This window comes from Rhodococcus sp. BP-241, assembly GCF_019836145.1.
Classification (GTDB): domain Bacteria; phylum Actinomycetota; class Actinomycetes; order Mycobacteriales; family Mycobacteriaceae; genus Rhodococcoides.
In genome coordinates this window covers 298814-317956 of record NZ_JABUEI010000002.1, presented here as the reverse complement: position 1 = coordinate 317956, position 19143 = coordinate 298814, and the positions used below count along the sequence as shown (strand labels likewise).

Here is a 19143-nt window from a genome sequence, read left to right as displayed (position 1 = left end):
TCACGGGGATCGTGGCACCGCGGTCGGGGAGGACACGAACATGGGGTTCGACATCACGGGGGTGATCGGTGCCGCGGGCGAGACGATCTCGGACGCGGCGTCGGAGATGGTCGACTTCGCGACGGGACACGACAGCGACGCGGCGGAGTCCGCGGCACGACTGACGGCGGAGTTCCACGCCGACGACGCCGTCCGGGTCGCCCGCGAGGCCGTCGACAGGTCCAGGGTGGGCGACACGGCGAGTGGCGCGAGCGTCGTGGTCCCGGAGGCGTTCGACGGCATGTCGCACCCCGAGATGTTCGCGTACACCACCGAACTCACGCCGGAGCTCCTCGATTCCGGTGCCGCGATGTGGCGCGAGGCCCACACCCGGGCGACCGCACTGGTGTGGACCCTGTGGAACGACCTCGGCGCCGTGCTCGGGACCGACTGGCAGGGCGCCGCGGCCGACTCCGCGCTCGCCGCGATCACGACGTACCGCACCGAGTCGCTGCGCACCCTCGACCTCATGGACATCGTCGCGGGCAAGCTCGAGCAGTCCCGCGACGGGTTCGCACTCACCCGCGCCACCATGCCCGCCCCACAGTCGTTCACACCGTCGGACTGGGCGCGCACCGCGATGACGGCCGCGTTCCTCGGACCCGTCGGCGCCGCCGGGTCGATCACCGCGATGATGGCCGAGGAGGAGGAGCGGCGCGCCGAGGCCGTGGCGGTCATGAACGGCACCTACGTCCCCACCGCCGTCCGAGCCGATCACGGCGTGCCGGTGCTCACGCCGCCGGGAGATCCGGCGAGCGGGTCCGCGTCGGGTTCCTCGTCCTCGGCGGCCGGTGGCATGCGCGGAGGTGTCGACGCCGCATCGCTCGGTTCGACGGCACTCTCGTCGCTCGCGGCGACTCCCGCACCGACCACGGCGGCGTCGGTCGGCGACTCGACGCCCGTCGCAGGGCCACAGCCTGCGGCCGCCGCCCAGAACTCCGCGGGAGCAGGCACGAGCAGCACCCCGAACGGCGCAGCTCCGCCGTCGGGTGTCGCACCCGTGAGCACGGCACCGGTCGGCCCGTCGGGATCCCGGCCTGCCGTGACCTCACCCGCAGGCTTCGGGCGCGGCTCGACCCCCGCCGGGTACGGGACGGCAGGGCAGCGGTCATCGGCGGGATCCGGTGGGTCGGGCGCGCGGACACTCGGTCCGGGATCCTCGTCCGGGCGCGGCCCCTCGGGCGGTACCACCGGCCCCGTCCTGCAGAGCGCGACCTCAGCCGGCGCGGGCGGTTCCGGCGCGGGCACCCGCGCGGCGGCCTACGGACCGGGCGCGATGATGCCGGGGAGCCGCGCCGGTGGAGACCAGGACGGCGACCACACCACGGCGGGGTACCTCGTCACGGCGGACAACGGCGACCGCCTGGTCGGGGAGCTCCCACTCGTCGCTCCCCCGGTGATCGGGTGATCGTTCGAGCGGCTCCCACGGGGGTCGCCTCGTGGCACCTCACGTCACTCGAGTTCGCCGTACTCCTCGACCGGATCGGCCGCGATCGAGTGCCGTTCCCCTTCTCCTGGACCACGCGCGCCCGCACAGCCGCGGATCTGCGTGCGGAACGCGAGGCCGCCCGCCGCCGCCTCGGCGACCGATCGCTGCTGGCCGCCGCGTCCCTGCTCGGCGGACCCGGACTCCAGGTCACCGCCTGCGGGGTGGAGTCGGGCGATCGACGCGTGCGCATCCGAGCCGCAACCTCGTACTCCGCGATCCCGCTCCATTCCGACCGGCCTCCGGCCTTCCCGCTCCATTCCGACCGGCCTCCGGCCTTCCCGCTCCATTCCGACCGGCCTCCGGCCTTCCCGCTCCATTCCGACCGGCCTCCGGCCTTCCCGCTCGCCGTCGTGGTGGTCCAGGACCCGGGACCGACCTCCGACACCGGCGGCACGGTCCACGTCCACGCCGTACCACCGGAGCGCATGACCCACACCCTCACGGCGGCGCTGCCCCACCGCCGCGCGGGACGGGTGACGGCGTCGTCCGTGTCCCGCGACGACGTGGTCCGCGCTCCGTCGTCCCACCTGCACGATTCGCGTGGCGACACCGACCGCGATCGCGTGATCCACATCCTCGACGGGCCACGGGAGGGGCTCGGTGAGATCGTCGTGGGACACGGCGGCGACGGCCCGCTCGAGGCGATCGCCGGCAGACGGTGGATCGACGCGCTCGGTGACGGGCGCTACCTGGTGCACGCGACCGACGTGGTGGCGGTGCTGCCCGCCACGGCCCAGACCATCGCGGCGGCGCTCGACGACGAGATCCGACGGGCCGGTGCGGTACCACCGGTGACGGGTACACGCAGCTAGGGTTGGGCCATTGAACGCTGCGGCGCTGACGCGTGCGCGGCCGATCGAGAGGACTGGGCAGATGAGCGATCGCTACCCGCGCGACTCCGACAACCGCGACGTCGGCAACTACGGCTACGACGACCGCACTCGGGCCTACGGTCGGCAGGAGCCCTACGCCGAGCCCGGTGTTCAGCGCTACGCGCCGCAGAAGCCCGCATCGTCCGGACTGAAGTTCGACGTCGGCCCGTTCATCGGCGGAGTCGTCGCCACCGCCATCACCACGTTCATCGCAGGATGGGTGGCCACGGCGATCGTCCAGGCCGTCTACAACCGAACCGGAACCAGCGTGTTCTGGATGTACGGACTGGAGGATCCCTGGATCGCCGGTGTGTACGGCGCCCTCGCCGCGATCCTCGCCGGAGCGTTCATGCTCCTGCTGTTCCAGGCGGTGCCGTCACCGAACACGTTCTTCAGCTGGATCGCCGGACTGGTGGTCGTCGCGATCATCGTGCTGCCGTTCCTCGCCGCGGGAGCGATCACCGCTGCGTTCGGCTCCGCGATCGTCAACGGCCTGATGGGGTTCGTCATCGTGGCCCTGCTGTCCACCACCGCGGCCAAGACGTATCACGGTCGTCCCTGACAGCCCCCGTCGTGCGTGACGCTCAGGGAATCCAGTACCCCTGAGCTTTGACCGACCTGCGCGGAACGCGGTAGTCGGACTTCAGGATCGACGCGATCGAGCGCGTCGTGACCGTGTCGCACGCGACCCATGCGGCGTGGCGGGACGCGTCGAACGCTGCGGCCGAGACGGCCTCCACCATCGAGGCACCGTCGTCACGCCGTCGTACTCGATGGACCTGCGTGGCGCTCGTCGCTGCGAGCGGGAGCGCGTCGTCGCCGTCGTGCACGGTCTCGAGCCACAGAGTGACGGGAAGATAGTCGGGCAGTGCGGCCAGCAACGAGTTCACCGCGGGAAGTGCCGCGCTGTCTCCCGCGATGAGGTACCCGGCGGGAAGCGGGTCCGGTACCGCGTACTTCGAGCCCTGGAAGGTCGCCTCGAGGGTGTCGCCGGGGGCGGCGCGTCGCGCCCAGTGCGCGGCCGGACCGTCGTGCAGCGCGAACTCCAGGTCGAAGCGGTCGTTCTCGGGGTCCGGGTTCACGACCGTGTAGGCACGGTGGTGCAGCGAGGCACTGCCGTCGTCGGTGGGAAACCACAGGCGCAACCACATCGTGGGATGCATGGGCTTACGCGTGAACAGTCCACCCGCGGAGACCGTCAACCGGCGGTAGTGCGGGGTGACGTCCTCCGCCGCGAGGACGGTCAGCAGCACGTCCGAGCCGCCCATCAGCTTGAGGACCGTGCCTTGCCAGCCCTTGGTCTGCTCGCTGGTCGCTGCGTCGGTCATGCAGCTGAGGGTAGCCTAACCCTGACCGACGCGGGGGTGTGTCAACTCCTCGAGGTACTCCGCGATGCCGTCGTCGTCGTTGCTCGCGACCACCCGATCGACGAGAGCCTGCACCTCGGGGATGGCATTGGACGGACAGATCGCGGTGCCGGCCCACGCGAGCATCTCCAGATCGTTGCGTGCGTCGCCGGCGGCCGCGACCTCCCGCCGTGCGATTCCGCGGCGCTCGCACAGCGCCGCCAGAGCGGTCGCCTTGGACACTCCGCGCGCGGCGATCTCCACGTAGGGCGCGCCGGAATGGGTGACCGAGACATCGTCGACACCGCCGGCGAGCAACGCGCGGTAGAGATCCACGCTCGGCACGGTGGCGTGGCGGGCGACGATCTTCACCATGTCCTCCCGCAACCACGGGAAGGCCGGAGGCCGGTCGCTGTCGGACGGGAAATCACCACCCACGACAGTGTCCATGGTGGACGGGTCGCGGTGATGGTCGGAGAACACGCACAACGCGGCGTAGCCCGACTCCGCGACGAACGAGGTGGGTCCGACCGCGGCGACCACGGTTCCCGGTACGAGGGCGCGCACCCGGTAGACCGCGGCCTGACCGATGGCGACGTCCATCCCCACCGTCTCGGTGATCTGGGGTGTCCCGTCGGCGAGATCGATGAGGACGGCGCCGTTGGCGCACACCGCAATTCCGCGGAAACCGCTCTGCTCGGCGAACTCGTGCACGGAGTGCCGAGCACGGGCGGTCGCCCACACCACGTCGATCCCCGCGTCTCGCGCTGCCGCCATGGCGTCGGCGGTGCGCGCTGAGATGGTCCGGTCGGAGCGCAGCAGCGTCCCGTCGAGATCGGTGGCGAAGAGTCGAACGGTCACCGGGTCAGCCTCTCACCCGGTGACCGTTCCGACCGGGAGTCAGCTCAGCGCGTCGGCGATGGGCGTCTCGCCCTGGTCGAACTCGATCATGCGGCCGGCGGTGGACGGGGTGTCGAGCACGGTGGCGATCACGGCGGCCACGTCGTCGCGACTGACCGAGGCACCCGTCGCTCCCTGCTCCTTGGTGGTGATGGAGCCGGTGCCGGCGTCATCGGTGAGGCCGGACGGCGCGACGATGGTCCAGGACAAGTCGCTGTTCTTCAGGTGCTGATCGGCCTCGGCCTTCGCCTCGGCGTACGCGTAGAAGGAGTCGTCCGGGGAGACACCGTGATCCGGTCCGGCACCGAAGTACGACACCAGCACGAACCGCGGGACGCCCGACGCGGACGCCGCGTCGATGCAGCGGATGGCGGCGTCGCGGTCCACGGCGTACGTGCGGTCGGCATCGCCACCCCCGGCGCCGGCAGCGAAGACGACGGCGTCGTGGCCGGTCACGGTTCCGGCGATCTCCTGGGTGGTCTGCGCCTCGACGTCCGCGACGACGGCGGTGGCGCCGGTCTTCTCGATGTCGACGGTCTGATCGGGATTGCGGATCAGCGAGGTGACCTGGTGCCCACTCTCGGTCAGTATCTTCGCGAGCTTCAGGGCGATCTTGCCGTGGCCGCCGACGACTGCGATGCGTGACATGAGTTCCGGGTGTCCCTTCTTCGAGCACGGGCGGCCGTACGACCGTCCACGGACGGGGGTTCCCTGCTGTCGGCGCCCGACAAACATCGGACGCCGATCAGGGATACGGTCTGCCCGCCGCGGCGGGACCACGCACCTTCCCGACGAGCCCGGCGACCGCCAGGATGGTGACCACGTAGGGCAGCATCAACATGAACTCGCTGGGTACCGGCGAGCCGATGATGCCGAGCACGTTCTGCAGGTTGGACGCGAATCCGAACAGCAGGGCCGCCAACGTCGCACGGACGGGATCCCAGCGTCCGAAGATCACGGCGGCGAGGGCGATGTAGCCGGCACCGGCGGTCATCTCCTTGCCGAACGCACCGACCGACCCCAGGGTGAAGTACGCGCCGCCCATGCCGGCGATGGCGCCCGCGAGGCAGACGTTCCAGAAGCGGGTGCGTGCGACGTCGATACCCACGGAGTCAGCGGCGCGCGGATGCTCACCGACCGCGCGCAACCGCAGGCCCCACCGCGTGCGGAAGAGGCCGACGAACACGGCCGCCACAGCGATGTACATGACGTACTCGATGACCGTCTGCCGGAACAGCACCGGACCGATGATCGGGATCTGGGAGAGCAGCGGAATCTCGATGCGGGGGAAGCGCGGCGGCGTGTTCAGTGTCGCGGCACTGGGGACCAGCACCTTGGAGTACAGGAAGCTGGTGAGCCCGACGACGAGCACGTTGAGCACCACGCCGACGATGACCTGGTTGACGAAGTACCGGATGGAGAACACCGCGAGGACGCTGCCCACCAAGGCTCCTGCGACGAGTGCCGCGGCGAGACCGACGTACGGCGACCCGGTGAGCGTCGCGACCACCGCGCTGACGAACGCGCCGCCGAGGAGCTGGCCCTCGATGGCGATGTTGATGATGCCGACGCGCTCGGAGACGACGCCGCCGAGCGCACCGAAGATCAGCGGCGTGCTGAGGGCGACGGTTCCGAGGAGCAGCCCCGGCACGGGAATGGTCTCGCCCACCGCGGACCACGTGAGGAACAGCAGGACGAACGCGACGGCGAACACCGCGGTGACCGCCACCGGTGTGCGCTGCCCCGCCCGGGTGCGAACCGCACTGACCAGCGTGAGGGCGGCGAGCAGGATCACGAGCGCGATGCACGTGGCGCGCGCGGGCAGCCCCACGTCCGGCAACCTGACGAAGTCGCTGTCACTGGCCAGGGAGAACGTGCTGGTGCCGCTGTCGCCCCGCAGCCCGAAGGCCAGCAGCGCGACGACGGTGACGACACCCAGGACGACGGGAAGCTTCCAGGAGGCGGCGGGACGGGACCCGGCGTCAGGAGGAGCCGTGGCGAGTGTGCTCATCAGCTCACCCCTTTCGCTCGAGGTTCGGGTAGTCGGAACACCGCTCGCACCAGAGGCGGCGCGGCGATGAACAGGACGATGACCGACTGGACGACGAGCACGATGTCGATGGGGATCGACTCCGCGGCCTGCATCGCGAAGCCGCCCGCCTTGAAGGCTCCGAACAGGATGCCGGCGGCGAACACACCCCACGGACGCGAGCGCCCCAGCAGTGCCACCGTGATGGCGTCGAATCCGATGCCGGCGTCGATGTCAGCGGAGAAACCCGTGGTGACGGTACCGAGCACCTGTGCGACACCAGCGAGCCCGACCAGGGCACCCGACAGGACCATCGCGTAGATGTACACGCGCTCGACCTTGATGCCGGCCACGCGGGCCGCGGAGGCGTTCTCCCCCACGACGCGGAACCGGAAGCCGACGCTCGACCTCTCGAGCAACCACCACACAGCTGCGGTCACGGCGATGACGAGGACGAATCCCCAGTGCAGCGAGTACTTCGATCCGAACAGCGACGGCAGGATCGCGTCGTCCATCATCGCGGGCGTCTTGGGGTTGTTGGAGCCGGGTGCCTGCAGCGCGCCGGGAGTGCGCAGCAGGTACGAGATCAGGTAGAACGCGACGTAGTTGAGCATGATCGTCACGATCACCTCGTGCGCGCCGGTCCGCGCTCGCAGCAGTCCGGCGATGCCGCCCCACAGCGCGCCGCCGACGACACCGGCCAGGATCGCGACGATGAGGTGCACGTAGGGCGGCAGGTCGAAGGTGAACCCGACGTAGCCGGCACACGCGGCGGCGATCAGCATCTGGCCGCGGCCGCCGATGTTGAACATGCCGACCCGGAACGCCAGCGCGACACCGAGACCCGCGGCGATCAGCGGGGTGGCGAAGGTGAGGGTCTCGGTGAGCGGACGGATACCGTCCGCGAACCGAGGCCGTCGGAAGTTGTAGACACTGCCCTGGAAGAGCGCCGAGTAGGCGCCCCAGACCGAGTCCCAGATCGCGGAGAGCATGTCCGTGGGGCGTGAGAAGAAGTAGCCCGCCGTCTCACGCACCTGCGGATCGGTGACGGCGATGAGAATCGCGCCGACGACGAACGCCATCAGGACCGACAGCAGGGACAGCAGCACACTGCCACTGGCGATCTTGCGCAGCACCGACTCGGACGTGGACGGCGGCGTCGCGGTGTCCGTCGCGGTCACGCGGCTCCCTCGGTGTTCGCGTCGGTGGAGTGGCCTCCGGCCATGAGCAGTCCCAACTCTTCTCGTGAGGCGTCGCCGGACACGATGCCGACGATGGTGCCTCGGTACATCACCGCGATGCGGTCGGCCAGCGCCGACACCTCGTCCAGTTCGGACGAGATCACGATGACGGGGGTGCCCGCGTCCCGCGTCGCGACGATGCGCTTGTGCACGAATTCGATGGATCCCACGTCGATTCCGCGCGTGGGTTGCGACGCGATGAGCAGGCGCAGATCGCGCCCGAGTTCCCGTGCGAGCACGACCTTCTGCTGGTTACCGCCCGAGAGTCTGCCGACGGCCGTGTCGATGCTCGGCGTGCGGATGTCGAACTCCGACACCTTCTCCGACGCGAACGACCGGAGGAAGGACCGCACGATGCTGCCACGAGCGGAGAACGGCCCGCCGTGCGACCGGTCGAGCATGAGGTTCTCGGCGATGGTGAACTCGCCGACGAGTCCGTCCTCGGTGCGGTCCTCGGGAACGAAACCCACACCGGCGTCGAGCACGGACTTCACGTCGCGACCGACCAGCGAGGCACCGTCGAGCGTGATCTGACCGGTCATCGCCGGATGCAGACCCAGCAGTGCTTCGGCGAGCTCCGTCTGACCGTTGCCCTGCACGCCCGCGATCGCCAGGATCTCGCCGGCGCGCACCTCGAAGGACACGTCGTTCACCACCGGGCCGGCAGCACCCGGAACCGTCAGGTTCGACACGACCAGCGCGGCATCCCCCAGCTGCGCCGGGTCCTTGGCGACGCGCAACTGCACGTCGCGACCGACCATGAGGGACGCCAGTTCGCCGTCGGTGGCGGTCGGCTCGGCCTGGCCGACGACCTTCCCGAGGCGGACGACGGTGATGCGATCGGCGACCACGCGCACCTCACGCAGCTTGTGCGTGATGAAGACGATGGCCGTTCCCGCCTCGGCGAGCTGACGCATGATCGTCATCAGCTCGTCGGTCTCCTGCGGGGTGAGGACCGCCGTCGGCTCGTCGAAGACCAGGATGTCGGCCTCGCGGGAGAGCGCCTTGATGATCTCGACGCGCTGCTGCACGCCGACCGGGAGATCGCCCACTGTCGCGTCCGGATCCACGTCGAATCCGAAGCGGGCCGACACCTCCCGTACCAGCGCACGAGCCGCGTCGAGATCGAGGCGACCGCCGAACGTCGTCTTCTCGTTGCCCAGGATGATGTTCTCGGCGACGGTGAACACCGGGATCAACATGAAGTGCTGGTGCACCATGCCGATCCCGGCGGTCATCGCCTCGCCGGGGCCGGCGAAGGTGCGCCGCTCCCCGTCGATGAGGATCTCGCCCTCCTCCGCCCGGTACAGGCCGCTGAGGACGTTCATCAGCGTCGACTTCCCGGCACCGTTCTCACCGAGCAGGCAGTGGATCTCCCCCGCCTCGACGGTCAGATCGATGTGGTCGTTGGCGACCAGGGAACCGAAACGCTTGGTGATGCCCCGGAGTTCGAGCTTCGGCAGGTCGTGCACGGGGCTGCTGTCGAGCGTGGACGCGGTGTCGTTCGACGCCATCGTCAGTTGGGCGACGAGGGCGACGTGACCGTGATCGATCCGTCGATGATGCCCGCGCGGATCGTGTCGAGTTCACCCTGCAGAGCCGGATCGACCTGCGACTCGAAATCGTGGAACGGAGCGATGCCGACACCGTCGTTCTCGAGCGTGCCGACGTACGGGGTGTTGTCGAAGGAGCCGTCGCCGACCGCCTTGACCACTTCCTCGGTACTGGTGGCGAGGCCCTTGGTCACCGACGTGAGCACCAGGTCGGACACCGACGGGTCGGAGACGTACACGTCGGCGTCGGCGCCGATCAGCGCGATCGGACGGTTCGCGTCACGGATGGCCTGGGCAGCGGACTGGTAGATCGGACCACCGACCGGGAAGATGACGTCGGCGTTCTGGTCGATGAGGCCCTGCGCGGTGTTCTTCGCGACCTCGTTCGCCTCGAATCCACCTGTGAAGGAGCCGTTCTGGGCGTCGACGTCCCAACCGATGACGCGCACGTCGCGGTTCTTCTGCTCGTTGAAGTACTTCACACCGTCGGCGAAGCCGTCCATGAAGATGGTGACGGTGGGGAACTGCGATCCGCCGAAGGTACCGACAGTGTTGGTCTTGCTGTAGCTCGCTGCGGCGTAGCCGGCGAGGAACGCGGACTGCGCCGTGTCGTAGGTCAGCGGCTTGACGTTGTCCAGTTCGATGGACGAGTCGTCGACGATGGCGAAGTTGACGTCGGTGTTCTGCTCCGCGGCTTCCTTGGTGGCGTCCGCGAGCGCGAAACCGACCGTGACCACCAGTCCGCAGCCCTGATCGACGAGGTTGTTCAGGTTGGGCGTGTAGTCCGTCGGGGAGTTCGACTGCACCGTGATCGGCTCGACGTTCAGTTCGCCGGCCGCGGTCTGCAGGCCCTCGTAGCTCAGCTGGTTGAAGGACTTGTCGTCGAAGCCGCCGGAGTCGGAGACCATGCACGGGGTGAAGTCACCCGAGTCGGATCCGCCGCTCGCGCTGTCTTCCGGCGCTGACCCACAGGCGGTGACCAGGGTGAACGCGCTCGCGACTGCGACGGTGGAGAGTGTTGCTCTGGAAAGGGTGTTCGGCACGGGTGTGCTCCGTTTCGCTCGTGGCTGTGATGGAACATTAACCCGAGCGTCGGACGAGCGCCGAGCGTCCGCCCGAAAACCTGTGTGCGACCCACCCCCGGACATGCCACTGGGGCCGGACACCTGTCGGTGTCCGGCCCCAGTGTGAAGTTTCGGTGGGTTACTCCGAAATCAGATCGCGCGAACGCCGCTCGCCTGAGGACCCTTGGCGCCCGAGGTGACCTCGAACTCGACGCGCTGGTTCTCTTCGAGGCTCTTGAAGCCGGTGCCCTGGATCTCGGAGAAGTGGACGAACACGTCAGGTCCATCTTCCTGAGCGATGAAGCCGAAGCCCTTTTCGGCGTTGAACCACTTGACGGTGCCCTGAGTCATGGTGTTGCTCCCTACAGCTGATACTTCGAGTTCCACACCGTGTGAAACCCGGGCCGGCACTGAACGTGACGAACTCCGAGTTTCCTCAGAAAGACGCACACGCTCGCAACTACAAGTTCCCAGCGAGCGTGCATGAACACGAACACACAAAAACTACGACCTGTCAGCTGCGATAAGGCTACAACACACCGGGGACCATGCGCCACCGGTACCGCGCGAGGTGACGCGAAGCACCGAGCGGGTATACCCGTCTCATGACCGACCCGACGACCTCCGTGGCCGACGCGCTCGTCGCGCTGCGTGACCGCGCGCCCCTCGTCCACGCCGTGACCAATTACGTCACAGCGGGTTTCACCGCGAACGTGCTCCTCGCCGCCGGTGCCAGTGCGGCCATGGTGGACAACGAGGACGAGGCGGCGCTGTTCGCCGGGGTGGCCGACGCGGTGCTGATCAACCTCGGCACGCCCCAGCCGCAGCTGCGTGAGGTGTACCTGGCCACCGCGGCGGCCGCCGCGGCTGCGGGCACCCCGTGGGTACTGGACCCCATCGCTGCCGGTGGACTGCCGTGGCGCGGCGCACTCGCCCGCGACCTTCTCGAGCACCGACCCGCAGCCGTGCGGGGAAACGCTTCCGAGATCATCGGTCTCCACCGCCTGACCGGACTCGACACCGACGAGCGGAACGGGTCCGGACGCGGCGTGGACAGCTCGGACGATCCGGCGGACGCTGTCGACGCCGCACGTGGCCTGCTCGCCTACTCGACAGCGGTGTCCGCGAGTGGGGCGATCGACCACATCGCCCACGAGGGCGGACTCGCGACGGTGCACGGCGGCAGCGTCCTCATGACGAAGGTGACCGGAACCGGGTGTTCGCTCGGAGCTCTCGTCGCCGCGTACTGCGCCGCGGTCGACGACCACGGAGTCGCGACGATCGCGGCCCACACGCACGCGACGGTCGCCGCCGACATCGCGGCCGAGACCGCCACCGCGCCCGGCTCGTTCGCGGTCGCCTACCTGGACGCACTGCACGCCGTCACTCCCGACGACATCCTCCGGCGCGCGCACATCGAGCCACGGTGACCTCGCCGATCACCGACTACCTGGAGGCCGTGCTGCGCGACTGCCGGGACTCGGACGGCGGCGAGGTCCTCACGGGGAACCGCATCCTCTCGGAGGCCGACCCCGACGTGTTCTCGGTCGCCGTCGTCACCGTCGAGGGCACGGTCTACTGCGCCGGCGACGTGGACTCGTCCTTCTCGATCCAGTCCATCTCCAAGGCACTCACCTACGCACTCGCGCTGGCGGATCGTGGGCTCGACGCCGTACACCGTAAGATCGACGTCGAGCCGTCGGGCGACGCCTTCAACGAGATCTCGCTCGAACGCGACACCGGCCGACCGCGCAACGCGCTCATCAATGCCGGTGCCATCGCCGCACACTCGTTGGTCGAGGGGCGTGACGTCGAGCATCGCGTCGACCGGATCCTCGCGCTGCACTCCGCGTTCGTCGGCCGCGACCTCTCTATCGACGACGAGGTGTTCGACGCCGAGATGGAGTCGAGCGACCGGAACCTGGCCCTCGCCCACATGCTGGCCTCGGTGAAGGTCCTCGAGTGCGATGCACACGAGGTCGTCACCGGGTACGCCAAGCAGTGCAGCGTCGACGTGACCACACCCGACCTCGCGATGCTCGCCGCGACGATGGCGAACGGCGGTGTCCATCCCGAGAGCGGCGAGCGAGTGGCGACGTCCGCCGTCGTGCGACAGGTGCTCTCGACCATGACCACGTGCGGGATGTACGACGGCACGGGCGACTGGATCGCGAACGTCGGCATTCCGGCGAAGAGCGGTGTGTCCGGCGCGATCATCGGGGTGCTGCCCGGTCAGCTCGGGATCGCCGTCCACTCCCCACGACTCGACGACCGTGGCAACAGCGTGCGCGGGGTCGAGGTGTTCGAACGACTGTCGCGGGACATGGATCTGCACATGATGGACATCGCCCCGTCCGGTCACTCCGCGGTGCGCCGGGCCCGTGAGGAAGACGGCCGCACGGTGTACGAGCTGCAGGGCGACATCCGGTTCGCCGGCGCGGAGAACATCATGAGCCGCGTCCTGGCCGACCTTCCGGACGAGCCGACACGCATCGGCTTCGAGCTCGAGCCCGCCCGAGCGGTCAACGGAGCTGCGGTGCGGCTGCTCGGTGAGTTGATCGAGCGACTGCGCGGCGACGGCCACGACGTCGAGGTGGACGACCCCAACGGGCTCATGTAGCGGGAAGGCCGGAGGCCGGCCGGGGTCGGAAAGCGGGAAGGCCGGAGGCCGGCCGGAATCAGACGAGCCGGAGTTCTCTCCGTGAGCGGAAGGTGCGGGGGTCGCCGGTGAGCGGATCGGTGAAGCTCAATCGGCGCGCGAGCAACTGCAGGCGTGTCGAGAAGTCGTCGGGCGCGACGGACGTGAACGTCGGGTAGTACGGGTCGCCGTGGATCGGGATGCCGAGCGAGGAGAGATGCAGGCGCAGCTGATGCGTCTTGCCCGTGCGAGGGAAGAGCCGGTAGCGCGCCGCGTCGCCCACCCTCTCGATGATCTCCACCCGTGTCTCGCTGTTCGGCTCACCCGGTTCCTCGTGCGCGGTCATGACGCCGTGTTCCTTGACGATCCGGCTCTCGACACTGCGCGGGAAGGTGAGGCCGGGGTCGAATCCGGCGACGGCCTCGTACTCCTTGTCCACGCTCCCGTCGACGAAGAGGTCCTGGTACGCCCGACGGAATCGGGCTGCTCTGGTGAACATCAGGACTCCCGCGGTGGCGCGGTCGAGCCGATGGGCCGGCGTGATGTCCGGCTCGTCGAAGAGCCGCCGCAGCCGCACCGTCGCGGTCTCGGTGATGTGACGCCCGCGCGGGATGGTCGCGAGGAAGTGGGGCTTGTCGACGACGACGATCGCGTCGTCGACGTGCAGGATCTCCATCTCGAAGGGAACCGGCACCTCGGGCTCCGGGATCCGGTGGAAGTGCACGACGGCACCGGCGCGATAGGCCGTGTCCTCGCTGTACGGGCGGCCGCGCTCGTCGACCACCTCCCCCGCCGCCATCGTCGCCCGCCACGCGTCGCCGGGCAGCACGCTCTCCAGATAGTCGAGCGTGGTCGCCGGATGCTCGCCGTGGGGCAACCGATGCCGCAGCGGTGCGAGCCCGTCACGGAACGGCAACGGCACGGTCACGTGGGGACGCACTCGGTGCAGACCAGAGCCAACCCACGACCGTGGCCGTCGTCCGTGTCGAGGTACCGCGAGGTGGGAACATCGCAGCGTGAACAGGTTCCGATGACGGCCGGGTGGTCGGAGAACGAGACGGTGCCGCGCTGATCGAACACGTACAGCGACCCGGACCAGAGCCCGTCGTCCCCGTACCGCTCGCCGTACCGCACGATGCCGCCGTCCAGCTGGTAGACCTCCTCGAAGCCGCGCGAGCGCATCAAGGAGGACAACACCTCACATCGCACGCCCCCGGTGCAGTAGGTGACGACGGGCTTCGACTTCAGATGGTCGAACACCCCGGAATCCAACTGAGCCACGAACTCTCGCGTGTTCTCGACGTCCGGAACCACAGCGCCGTCGAATCGTCCGATCGCGGCCTCGAAGGCGTTGCGGCCGTCGAGGAAGACGACGTCGTCCCCCCGCTCGGCCACCAGGTCGTGCACCTCCTCGGGTGCGAGGTGCCGGCCACCTCCCACGACGCCGTCCGCGGTCACGTGGAGTTCGTCCGGTACTCCGAACGTCACGATCTCGGGACGCACCCGGACACTGAGCTTGGGGAAGTCGCCGCCGCGGCCGTCCGACCACTTGACGTCCGCGGTCGCGAACGGCGCGTACTCACGAGTGCCACGGACGTACTTCTTGACCGCGCGGACGTCGCCGCCCACCGTCGCGTTGATGCCGTGCGGGGAAACGATGATCCGGCCGGTGAGCCCGTGTGCGGACGCCAGGGTGTGCTGCCACAGCCGGACCGCCTCGGGGTCCGGAAGCGGCGTGAACACGTAGAACAGCACGATCTTGGGCGTCGACACGGAGGAACAGTCTAGATTCCCCGAGCCGACGGTACGTCAGGGCAGTCAGGGAGCCAGGCGCGGAGCCGGAGCCACCGTCTGCGTGCCCGACCCGACGCGGAAACCCGCACCGAAGTAGGCCGTCGACGCGGGGTCCTCCTTGGCTGTGACGTACCAGTGATCCATCTGCGCGCCCGACGGCGTCACCTCGAAGACACCGAACCCGTGAGTGTCGAGATCGACGTACTTGACGTGGTGGTTGAAGGCCTTGAACGCCTCCTCCGCCACCCGCCCGACCGTGTGCTCCGGGACCTTCAGGAAGTCGTCGATGTTCGCCGAGGTGACCGACGTGACCACCAGCTCGGTCGCTACCGTTCCCGCCGCCGGGTACGCCGCGGCGTCGACCGGGATGTCGCAGGCCCACGAGGAGTGGATGTCGCCGGTGATGAACACGGTGTTGTCGACTCCCGCGGTACGGATCGCGTCGAGCAGCCTGCGCCGGTCGGCCGTGTACCCGTCCCACGGATCGGCGTTGTAGGACACTCCGGCGGCCGGGAGCCCGAGCAGCTGGGTGACACCTCGCGCCGCCTCGGGGTCCAGCGGCGGAATCAGAGTCGGCGTGATCATCACCGGGTTGCCGATGATGCGCCACTGCGTGGGCGACGACGTCAGACCTGCCGTCAGCCACGCCATCTGGTCGGCGCCGGTGATGGTGCGATCCGGCGAGTCCACCGCCGGGCCCTGAAACGGCAGCACCTGCTTCGAACGGTAGGTGCGGAGATCGAGCATCGACAGCTCCATCAGCGTCCCGAACCGCAGTCGGCGGTACAGGTGCCGGTTGTTCGCGGTTCCCGCAGCGCGCACGGGCATCCACTCGTAGTAGGCCTGAACCGAGTTGGCCTTGCGCGAGGCCCAGTCCCCCTCGGTGTCCGGCTGATGGTTTTCGGCGCCCGTGGCGTAGGCGTCGTTCGCCGACTCGTGGTCGTCCCACGTGCAGATCCACGGAACACCTCGGTGAGCGGCCTGGAGATCCGGATCGGACTTGTACTGGCCGTGCCGGATTCGGTAGTCGGCGAGAGAGACGATCTCGTGCAGTGGATCGTGCACTCGCACGACGCCGTTCTTGCCCTCGAAGCCGCCGGTCTCGTACTCGTAGATGTAGTCGCCCAGATGGATGATCGCATCGAGATCCTGGCGGGCGGCGAGATGGCGATACGCGGAGAAGTACCCCGACTCCCAATTGGCGCACGACACGACGCCGAATCGCAGGCGCGCGACGTCGGCCCCGGCGGCAGGGGCAGTACGGGTGGTGGCCACCGTCGACGACTCGCCCGCCGCCGTGAAGCGGTAGTGATAGGTCGTCGCCGGGCTCAGACCGGTGACGTCGACCTTCACCGTGTGGTCGGTGTCTGCAGAGGTGACGACGCTGCCCGAGCGCACCACGTCGGTCAGCGCGGCGTCGCGCGCCAGATCCCACGTGACGGTGGTGGCCGGTCCACGGCCGGACCCCGGCGTCGCGTCGGGGGTCGGCGTGACGCGGGTCCACAGCAGGATCGCATCCTCGAGTGGGTCGCCCGAGGCGACACCGTGTCGGAAGACGGACGACGACTGCGCCGCCGCGGTCCGGGCGGTGAGGGTCGCCGCGGCGCCCACCCCTGCGGCGAGGGTGGTGGTCCGGAGGAAGCCGCGGCGGTTCAGAGAAGTCTCGTGCACGCCCGTGAGTCCATGCCATGGGGGCCGATCGGTCAAGTGAACGTTCGAGCGGCGCCCTCTCAGGAACAGGACCCCCCGGTCGAATCGTTGCCCCACACATGAAGGCAATCGTCTACACCGAGACCGGTGCACCCTCCGTCCTGACCGCAGTCGACCGCGACATCGTGGAGCCCGGCGTCGGCGAGGTGCGGGTGCGCCTCGTCGTCGCGGGGGTCAATCCCACCGACTGGAAGTCGCGGACGGGCGCGGGTCCGGGGCAGAAGCCCGCGTTCGACGAGGTGGTTCCGGGCCAGGACGGGGCCGGTGTCGTCGACGCGGTCGGCCCGGAGGTCGAGGGCATCGCCACCGGTGACCGGGTGTGGCTGCTGCTCGCCCAGCACGAGCGCCCCACCGGAACCGCCCAGGAGTTCACCGTCGTCCCGGCGGATCGCGTGGTCCGGCTGCCCGAGAACGCCGACTTCGACCTCGGCGCCTCGCTCGGCGTCCCGGCGGTGACCGCCCATCGCGCGCTCACCGTGTCCGAGGACGGACCGTCCCGTCTCCATCCGGGCGCACTGGACGGCAAGACCGTCCTGGTCGCCGGCGGTGCAGGTGCGGTCGGCCACGCCGCGATCCAACTGGCCCGCTGGGCCGGCGCCACCGTCATCACGACGGTGAGCGGCCCGGAGAAGGCAGGTCTGGCCACCGCAGCCCGTGCGCACCACATCGTCAATTACAAGTCCGGCGACGCTGTGGCTCGCATCCGCGAACTGGCTCCGCACGGTGTGGACATCATCGTCGAGGTGGCTCCCGCCCAGAACGCGGAGCTCGATGCCGCCGTCGCCGCACCCCGCGCGTCGGTCGCGATCTACGCGAACAACGGCGGCGACGCGGTCTCCATCGACATCCGCCCGAGCATGGTCGGCAACATCCGGTACCAGTTCGTGCTGCTGTACACCGTGGGAACCGCCGCTCTCGAGGCCGCGAAGCACGACGTGACCGAGGCTGTTCGGGCCGGTGCACTTCCGGTCGGTGAGTCGCACGGGCTGCCGCTGCACCGCTTCTCTCTCGGTGCCACGGCCGACGCTCATGCCGCCGTCGAGTCCGGGGTGACCGGAAAGGTGCTCATCGACATCAGCGCCCCGTGATCCTTTCGTGTCAACGGTCGAGAGGCCATTGACAAATGGTGTGATCGCGGTCACCATTCCCGGATGATGGTGCGCCGCCTGGCCGGTCTCGCGTTCTTTCTGGCCGTGGTGGCCTTCGTCGGCTTCACCACCGCGGTGTACGCCCGGACATTCGAGTCCGTGGTGACGGTGGAACTGCGCACCGATTCGGTGGGAAACGCGCTGCCACCCGACGCCGACGTCAAGGTGCGGGGAGTCATCGTCGGCCAGGTGCGATCGTCGACCACGGAGAACGGTGTCGTGATCTCCCGCATCGCGCTCGAGGAGGACTCGGCGCCGATGATTCCGGCGTCCGTGACGGCGCGTCTGTTGCCCAAGACGCTGTTCGGCGAGCGCTACGTCGCACTTCAGATTCCGCGAGGAGGAACGGCCACTCCCATCGCGGAGGGCGACGTCATCGAGCAGGACACGAGCGGCAACGCCATCGAGGTCGGCCAATTACTGGACAGCCTGCTGCCCTTGCTCGACGCCATTCCCCCGGACAAGCTGGCCACCACTCTGGGCGCGCTGTCGCAGGCCCTCGACGGGCGAGGCGAGGCACTGGGTCGCACACTCGACCGACTCGACGAGATCGTCACCGGCCTCAGCCGTGAGCTGCCCGCGCTGCAGCAGGATCTCGTCGACTTCGCCGCCCTGACGGAGACCTACTCCACCGCGGCTCCCGATCTGCTCGACGCGCTCGACAATCTCACCGTCACGGGCAACACGCTCGTCGAGCGACGTCCCGCCGTCGACACGCTTCTGACGTCGGCGACCGCATCGTCCGGCAGCACCGCGGACCTGCTCGCGGCGAACGCCGAGTCGATCATCACCATCGCCGACGGCAGCAGAGAGACGTTGGAGTTGCTCGCCGAGTTCTCCCCCACGTTCGGGTGCATGCTGCCCAAGTTCGCGGGCCTGATTTGGGGAGGCGAGACGCATTCTGGGAGTGGGTGATCCGTACCCCGGTGCGCGCGCCACCATCAATTTCGTCAACCCGCGCGGCGGCTACCTCCCCAACCAGGACGAACCGCGCCTCTTCGACGACAGGCCGGCCGCCTGCTATCAGGACGTCACCGCACCCGGACGGTTCTTCCCGCAGTACCCGGGCAGTGGACTCAACGACGGGTCGTACCAGGTGCCCTCACGCAATCCCGGCCCACAGGACATCGAGTACGCATCGCTCCCACAGCAGTCACCCGTTCCGGCCGACGCGTCGTACGCCGGATCGGACGCCGAGCGAGACACGCTGGCCGTCATCTACGGACAGGGCAGCGGCGTCGAGCCCACCGCGGTCCCGTCCTGGACGACGCTGATCGGCGCACCCGCACTCCGCGGCGCCGAGGTGGCGATCCGCTGACG

At 69.0% G+C, this 19143-nt stretch carries 17 protein-coding genes and 1 pseudogene; 7 read left to right on the top strand and 11 right to left on the bottom strand.

Annotation, left to right across the window (positions count from 1 at the left end; genetic code table 11):
* Positions 1-40 precede the first annotated feature (40 nt).
* The 3 genes from HQ308_RS04760 (at position 41) to HQ308_RS04750 (ending at position 2962) form a co-directional block, all read left to right on the top strand.
* On the top strand, positions 41-1447 hold the full coding sequence (locus HQ308_RS04760; RefSeq protein ID WP_222645560.1) for a hypothetical protein: 1407 nt from the start codon (positions 41-43) through the stop codon (positions 1445-1447).
* On the top strand, positions 1444-2340 hold the full coding sequence (locus tag HQ308_RS04755; RefSeq protein WP_222645559.1) for an ESX secretion-associated protein EspG: 897 nt from the start codon (positions 1444-1446) through the stop codon (positions 2338-2340). Before HQ308_RS04760 ends, HQ308_RS04755 begins: the two co-directional genes overlap by 4 nt.
* Positions 2341-2401: 61 nt before the next feature.
* Positions 2402-2962, top strand: coding sequence for a hypothetical protein (locus HQ308_RS04750; protein ID WP_222645558.1), 561 nt, complete (start codon positions 2402-2404; stop codon positions 2960-2962).
* Between the two features lie 22 nt (positions 2963-2984).
* Here HQ308_RS04750 and HQ308_RS04745 read toward each other — a convergent pair whose 3' ends face one another.
* The 8 genes from HQ308_RS04745 to HQ308_RS04710 form a co-directional block, all read right to left on the bottom strand.
* Complete coding sequence (locus HQ308_RS04745) at positions 2985-3728, bottom strand: siderophore-interacting protein (protein ID WP_222645557.1); 744 nt, start codon at positions 3726-3728, stop codon at positions 2985-2987.
* Between the two features lie 15 nt (positions 3729-3743).
* A complete protein-coding gene (locus HQ308_RS04740) occupies positions 3744-4607 on the bottom strand; it encodes a Cof-type HAD-IIB family hydrolase (protein ID WP_222645556.1) in 864 nt (287 codons plus the stop codon).
* A gap of 39 nt (positions 4608-4646) precedes the next feature.
* A complete protein-coding gene (locus HQ308_RS04735) occupies positions 4647-5294 on the bottom strand; it encodes an SDR family oxidoreductase (RefSeq protein ID WP_222645555.1) in 648 nt (215 codons plus the stop codon).
* A gap of 97 nt (positions 5295-5391) precedes the next feature.
* On the bottom strand, positions 5392-6657 hold the full coding sequence (locus HQ308_RS04730; protein WP_027504732.1) for an ABC transporter permease: 1266 nt from the start codon (positions 6655-6657) through the stop codon (positions 5392-5394).
* Positions 6657-7856 (bottom strand): ABC transporter permease, encoded by a 1200-nt coding sequence (locus HQ308_RS04725; RefSeq protein WP_231476227.1) that lies wholly within the window; start codon positions 7854-7856, stop codon positions 6657-6659. The genes HQ308_RS04730 and HQ308_RS04725 overlap by 1 nt, the downstream gene beginning before the upstream one ends.
* Positions 7853-9430, bottom strand: coding sequence for an ABC transporter ATP-binding protein (locus tag HQ308_RS04720; protein ID WP_222645554.1), 1578 nt, complete (start codon positions 9428-9430; stop codon positions 7853-7855). Before HQ308_RS04720 ends, HQ308_RS04725 begins: the two co-directional genes overlap by 4 nt.
* 2 nt (positions 9431-9432) lie before the next feature.
* Entirely contained in the window at positions 9433-10512 is a 1080-nt protein-coding gene (locus HQ308_RS04715) for a BMP family protein (RefSeq protein WP_037184768.1), read from the bottom strand.
* Positions 10513-10683: 171 nt separating this feature from the next.
* Positions 10684-10884, bottom strand: a complete 201-nt coding sequence (locus HQ308_RS04710) for a cold-shock protein (protein WP_027504730.1) — start codon at positions 10882-10884, stop codon at positions 10684-10686.
* A gap of 254 nt (positions 10885-11138) precedes the next feature.
* Here HQ308_RS04710 and thiM point away from each other — a divergent pair, with 254 nt between their 5' ends.
* Complete coding sequence (gene thiM, locus HQ308_RS04705) at positions 11139-11963, top strand: hydroxyethylthiazole kinase (RefSeq protein ID WP_222645553.1); 825 nt, start codon at positions 11139-11141, stop codon at positions 11961-11963.
* Positions 11960-13153 carry a glutaminase A gene (gene glsA, locus HQ308_RS04700; RefSeq protein ID WP_222645552.1) on the top strand — a complete coding sequence of 398 codons (1194 nt, stop codon included), beginning with the start codon at positions 11960-11962 and terminating at the stop codon, positions 13151-13153. The genes thiM and glsA overlap by 4 nt, the downstream gene beginning before the upstream one ends.
* Positions 13154-13211: 58 nt before the next feature.
* Here glsA and HQ308_RS04695 read toward each other — a convergent pair whose 3' ends face one another.
* From HQ308_RS04695 to HQ308_RS04685, 3 genes are read right to left on the bottom strand one after another with little or no spacing between them, the layout of a single operon-like run.
* On the bottom strand, positions 13212-14111 hold the full coding sequence (locus tag HQ308_RS04695; RefSeq protein WP_308115670.1) for a pseudouridine synthase: 900 nt from the start codon (positions 14109-14111) through the stop codon (positions 13212-13214).
* Entirely contained in the window at positions 14096-14944 is an 849-nt protein-coding gene (locus HQ308_RS04690) for a rhodanese-related sulfurtransferase (protein ID WP_222645551.1), read from the bottom strand. The genes HQ308_RS04695 and HQ308_RS04690 overlap by 16 nt, the downstream gene beginning before the upstream one ends.
* Before the next feature lie 45 nt (positions 14945-14989).
* Positions 14990-16636, bottom strand: coding sequence for an alkaline phosphatase (locus tag HQ308_RS04685; protein WP_222645550.1), 1647 nt, complete (start codon positions 16634-16636; stop codon positions 14990-14992).
* Between the two features lie 98 nt (positions 16637-16734).
* Here HQ308_RS04685 and HQ308_RS04680 point away from each other — a divergent pair, with 98 nt between their 5' ends.
* Positions 16735-17763, top strand: coding sequence for an NADPH:quinone reductase (locus HQ308_RS04680; protein WP_056441992.1), 1029 nt, complete (start codon positions 16735-16737; stop codon positions 17761-17763).
* Between the two features lie 66 nt (positions 17764-17829).
* Positions 17830-19141: pseudogene (locus HQ308_RS04675) on the top strand (MCE family protein).
* Positions 19142-19143 lie beyond the last annotated feature (2 nt).